The 2,257-nt window shown below is 68.4% G+C and carries 3 protein-coding genes and 1 pseudogene; 2 read left to right on the top strand and 2 right to left on the bottom strand.

Annotation, left to right across the window (positions count from 1 at the left end):
• Together KDB67_RS13720 and KDB67_RS13715 are read left to right on the top strand one after the other, a co-directional pair.
• A pseudogene (locus KDB67_RS13720) lies at positions 1-963 on the top strand (beta-ketoacyl synthase); the annotation flags it as partial.
• The gene (locus tag KDB67_RS13715) at positions 960-1,364 is read left to right on the top strand and encodes a holo-ACP synthase (RefSeq protein ID WP_291016551.1); all 405 of its coding nucleotides are present in this window, start codon (positions 960-962) and stop codon (positions 1,362-1,364) included. The pseudogene KDB67_RS13720 and the gene KDB67_RS13715, both read left to right, overlap by 4 nt.
• 4 nt (positions 1,365-1,368) lie before the next feature.
• Here the strand turns inward: KDB67_RS13715 and KDB67_RS13710 are convergent, their stop codons facing one another.
• Positions 1,369-1,998, bottom strand: coding sequence for a TetR/AcrR family transcriptional regulator (locus tag KDB67_RS13710; RefSeq protein ID WP_291016549.1), 630 nt, complete (start codon positions 1,996-1,998; stop codon positions 1,369-1,371).
• 11 nt (positions 1,999-2,009) lie between these two features.
• Positions 2,010-2,257, bottom strand: a 248-nt coding sequence (locus KDB67_RS13705; RefSeq protein ID WP_291016547.1) for a redoxin domain-containing protein, incomplete at its 5' end; no start/stop codon positions are given.

Here is a 2,257-nt window from a genome sequence, read left to right as displayed (position 1 = left end):
GGGATCGTCGGGTTCGGTGACATGTCGGCCACCGCCGAATCGGCCAAGATGGCCGCACGCGGCATCGACGAACGTCGCTACTCCCGCGCCAACGACCGGCGCCGCGGCGGGTTCGTCGAATCGCAGGGCGGTGGAACGATTCTGCTCGCCCGCGGCGACGTAGCTGCCCAGATGGGGCTACCGGTCCTCGGTGTGGTGGCGTGGGCGCAGAGCTTCGGCGACGGCGTGCACACCTCCATCCCGGCACCCGGACTCGGCGCGCTCGGCGCGGCCCGCGGCGGGCTTACCTCGCCCCTGGCCGGTGCGCTGGCCACACTCGGGGTGAGCGCCGACGAGGTGGCGGTGATCTCCAAACACGACACCTCCACCCGCGCAAACGATCCCAACGAGTCCGAACTGCACGAGCGGCTCGCCTCGGCGATCGGCCGCAGCGAGGGCGCACCGCTGTTCGTGGTGTCGCAGAAGTCGTTGACCGGTCACGCCAAGGGCGGCGCGGCGGCCTTCCAGCTGATCGGGCTGTGCCAGGTGCTGCGTGACGGGGTGATCCCGCCCAACCGCAGCCTCGACTGCGTCGACGAGAAGATGGCCGACTACCCGCACCTGGTGTGGGCGCGCGACACCCTGCACCTCGGTGAGCGTTTCCCGCTCAAGGCCGGTCTGCTCACCAGCCTCGGCTTCGGTCACGTGTCCGGGCTCGTCGCGGTGGTCCATCCGGAAGCCTTTGTGGCGACACTGGATCCGGCCGTCGCCGACGACTACCGCGAGCGGGCCGCCGAGCGTGAGCGCCTGGGCAACCAGCGTCTGCTGGAAGCGATGTGCGGTGGCGAAGCCGCCTACACGCGCCCGTCGGGCCGTCGTTTCGACGCCGACCACGACGAGCACGACGCCGAATCCGCACTGCTGCTCGATGATTCGGCACGCCTGGGTGCATCGGGCGAGTACGGCGTAGGGTCGGTGCGATGAGCGTATTGGGCGTGGGGATCGACATCGTGTCGGTCCCCGGCTTCAAGGAGCAACTCGCGCAGGCCGGCACCACCTTCGGTGACCGCTTCACCACACGGGAGCGTCGTGATGCCGGCGTCGGAACCGGCGATGACGCATTGCATCTCGCCGCCCGGTGGGCCGCCAAGGAGGCGGTGATCAAGGCGTGGTCGGTGAGCCGCTACGGCCGCAAACCGCTGCTGCCGGTGATCCGGCACAGCGACATCGAGGTGGTCACCGACAACTGGGGCCGCCCCGCCATCCGGCTGGGCGGCGAGATCGCGGACCTGTTGCGCGACACCGTCGTCCATGTCTCACTCACCCACGACGGCGACACCGCCGCCGCCGTCGCCATCCTGGAGGATGCGCCGTCGCAAGGCTGACCGGTCAGCTACCTTCTGCGACGGACTCTTCCAGCAGCAGGTAGCCGGCCAGCATCCGTTTGAGTTCGGCGACGATCTCCTCGTGCTGCGTCACATCCTGCACCGACAGGCTCAGCAGCGAGTAGGTGGTGTGCACCAGCACCTGCGACATCATCTCGCGACGGCCCCGCTGCGACGGCGTGAGCGGTGCCAGTGCGCGGGCCACGAGCTCGGCGAGCAGACGTTCGTTCTGGGTGGCGGTCAGTCGCGTCGACGGTGTCGACTGCACCGCCAGCCACACCGCGCGGCGCGACGGATCGTTACGCCACAGTGCGGCGAGGTGGTCGAGGAATTTCTCCAGCAGATGCGGCCATTCGAGCGAGGGCACCCCGCCGGCGAACGCGGCCAGCTCCTCACGGACGGCGACCGTGTCCTGCCGGTCGAGCTCGCAGACGATTACGTACTTGTTGGCGAAGTACTGATACAGCGTGCCGATCGGCACCTCGGCGCGGACGGCGATCTCCTCGCATGTCAGCGACTCGACGCCGACCTCGATCAGCAGTTCGCGGGCGGCGCCGAGCATCGCCTGAAACTTGCGTTTGCTGCGTTCCTGCGCGGGGCGTTTGCGGGGAACGAGCAGCTCGGTGTCCGGCATGCCGCTGCGGGTCAGACCGACAGATCGCGCCGCAGCTTGGCGACATGCCCGGTGGCACGCACGTTGTACTGGGCGACCTCGATGGTGCCGTTCTCGTCGACGAGGAACGTCGAGCGGATCACGCCGTTGACCACCTTGCCGTACATCTTCTTCTCGCCGAATGCACCCCACTCGGTGAGGACCTTCTTCTCGGGGTCGCTGAGCAGCGGGAACGTCAGCTCGTCACGTTCAACGAACTTGGCGAGCTTGGCCGGTTTGT

It is taken from the genome of Gordonia sp. (in: high G+C Gram-positive bacteria) (genome assembly GCF_020438995.1).
Taxonomy (GTDB): domain Bacteria; phylum Actinomycetota; class Actinomycetes; order Mycobacteriales; family Mycobacteriaceae; genus Gordonia.
The sequence above is the reverse complement of the archived record's forward strand: the minus strand, read 5'-3'. Positions and strand labels throughout refer to the sequence as shown.